This window comes from Halomonas lysinitropha (assembly GCF_902500215.1).
Lineage (GTDB): Bacteria > Pseudomonadota > Gammaproteobacteria > Pseudomonadales > Halomonadaceae > Halomonas > Halomonas lysinitropha.
In genome coordinates, this window is the sequence record NZ_CABVOU010000045.1 from 1 (window position 1) to 2,183 (window position 2,183).

2 protein-coding genes are annotated in these 2,183 nt (G+C 60.1%); both read left to right on the forward strand.

Annotation, left to right across the window (positions count from 1 at the left end; all coding sequences use genetic code 11):
• The first annotated feature begins 147 nt into the window (after positions 1-147).
• On the forward strand, positions 148-630 hold the full coding sequence (locus HALO32_RS15960) for a MarR family winged helix-turn-helix transcriptional regulator (RefSeq protein ID WP_151444889.1): 483 nt from the start codon (positions 148-150) through the stop codon (positions 628-630).
• A 379-nt stretch (positions 631-1,009) separates the two neighbouring features.
• The gene (locus tag HALO32_RS15965) at positions 1,010-2,059 is read left to right on the forward strand and encodes a TRAP transporter substrate-binding protein (protein WP_151444888.1); all 1,050 of its coding nucleotides are present in this window, start codon (positions 1,010-1,012) and stop codon (positions 2,057-2,059) included.
• The last annotated feature ends 124 nt before the right edge of the window (positions 2,060-2,183 follow it).

Sequence of the window (2,183 nt, forward strand, 5' to 3'; positions counted from 1 at the left end):
TCCGCGGGGTGACCCCCTTCTGGGTGGCGGGCACGCTGCGCGCCCTGCTGGTGCTGGTCTTCCCGGGGGTCGTGCTCTTCCTGCCGCAGCTGCTTTACTAGGAGACAAATGGAGATGGAAGGGCGAACGAAGATGTCTCAAGAGCCGATGGTGCCTGCGGAAGATGCGACAGGGGAGGGCCTCCCTCCCAAGCCGGAGCTGGATCTCAACCAGTTCCTGCCCTATCGCCTCAACCGGCTGGCCGACCGCATCAGCGACGAACTGGAGCGCATGTATGCTCAGCGCTACGACATCAACGTGGCCCAGTGGCGCGTGCTGGCCTGGCTCAGCCATTGCGATGACCTGACCGCCAAGAAGGTCTGCACCTATACCAACATGGACAAGGCCCGCGTCTCTCGGGCGGTTCAGGCGCTGGTCGATCGCGGCCTGGTGACCCGGACGCCCTCCGCCCGGGACCAGCGAGTACATGACCTGCATCTGACTCGTCATGGAGCCGAGCTGCTCTCGCGTCTGATCCCGGAGGCCCAGGCCTGGGAGGCGGAACTCGTGGCGACCCTGAGTGCAGGGGAGTACCGTGACCTGCTCAACGCCATGGGCAAGCTCGAGCGGCAGCTGGAGCGGATCGGCTGATCGCGAGCCGCAGCGTTGTGTCCGACCAGGTTTTCGCAGTGACCGGCAACAATATGTTGCCGGTTTTTTGTTTGCAAACTATCTAGTGTAACAGGACAGGATTCGGGCTCAGAGGTATGCAGGGGTTTTTTCTGTGCGAGCTATATCTTGTTACCAATAGTAATGAATTGATTTAAATGAATTTATTATTTATGCTACTTAAGTTGTATTAGCTATTGGTCGTGAATCCGTTGCACTGAGGTGATGACCGAAGGCATTGTATGCTGGAACGTGTTTCTTTAATGCCGAAAAAAAATATTTTGATGTATCGTTTTTTCGGCGCCTGCTAGCTGCTTCCTGGCGAACATGTCCGCCACCTGTGATGATGGAGGAACGAACAATGTACAAGACAACAGGCCTGGTGGTCGGCACTCTGACGGCCGCTATCATGAGTACATCCGCCCTGGCCGAGACGACCATCACGGTCAGCACCTGGGCGGGACCCAGCCACGGCATCAACACCATCGTGTGGCCGACCTGGAAGGCCTGGATAGAGGAGGCCACCGAAGGGCGCGTCACCGTCGATGTGGTTCACGACCTGGGGCCGCCCGACTCGCAGATGGCCATAGTGGCAGACGGAATCGCCGATGCCACCTGGGTGTTTCACGGTTATAACTCCGGCCGATTCGAGCTGACCAAGCTGCCCGAATTTCCGACCTTCGAGGAGTTCTCCTCCGAGTCGGCCTCCGCTGCCTACTGGCGTACCCATCAGGAATACCTGGCCGAGGCCGGTGAGCATCGCGGTGTCGACGTGGTGGCGGCCGGCGTGCACGGCCCGGGTTGGATCTTTACCAGTGACAAGGTCGAGACGCTCGATGAGCTTGAGGGCCAGCGTATCCGCGTCGGCGGCGGCGTGATGGGCGATCTCTCCGAGGCCCTCGACCTGACCGGCGTGGCGCTGCCACCCACCGGCGTCTACGAGGCCGGTTCTCAGGGGGTCATCGACGGCGCCATGCTGGTGCCGGAAGGCCTGCGCAGCTTCCGGGTGGCCGAGATCTTCCCCTACACCCTGAGGGTCGATGGTGGCTTCTATCGTGGCAGCTTCACCATCGTCATGAATCCGATGGTCTGGGACGAGATTTCGGCCGAGGATCGTGAGGCCATCGAGAGCGTGTCAGGTGAGTCTCTGTCGCGACTGTTCGGCTACATGATGGACGTCTCCGATGAGCGTGGCGTCGAATTTGCCCAGGAGCTTGGCCACACGTTCACTTCTCTAGGTGACGAGGATCTCGAGACCCTGCGCAACATCAGTGAGGAGATGGTGGCTGACTGGGTAGAGGACGTCAGCGATAGTGGTGTGGATGCCGAGGCTGCCCTGGCCTACTTCCAGGAACAGCTTGCCGTTGCTGCCGAGGAGGATAGCGTCGCCGATATGGTGCCGGAGTCTTGATTTTCTTCATCGACTAGAGGACGACCATGCCGACATCGTCGACATCCTGGTTACGGGTCGGCCGTGTCATGCAACTGGTGCTGGAGGGGGTGGCAGGCGCCACCCTCTTCGGCATGATGCTGCT

Bases quoted from the DNA above. Each gene is read 5' to 3' on its own strand.
- HALO32_RS15960 (WP_151444889.1), top strand. From the start codon at position 148: ATGGTGCCTGCGGAAGATGCGACAGGGGAGGGCCTCCCTCCCAAGCCG.
- HALO32_RS15965 (WP_151444888.1), top strand. From the start codon at position 1,010: ATGTACAAGACAACAGGCCTGGTGGTCGGCACTCTGACGGCCGCTATC.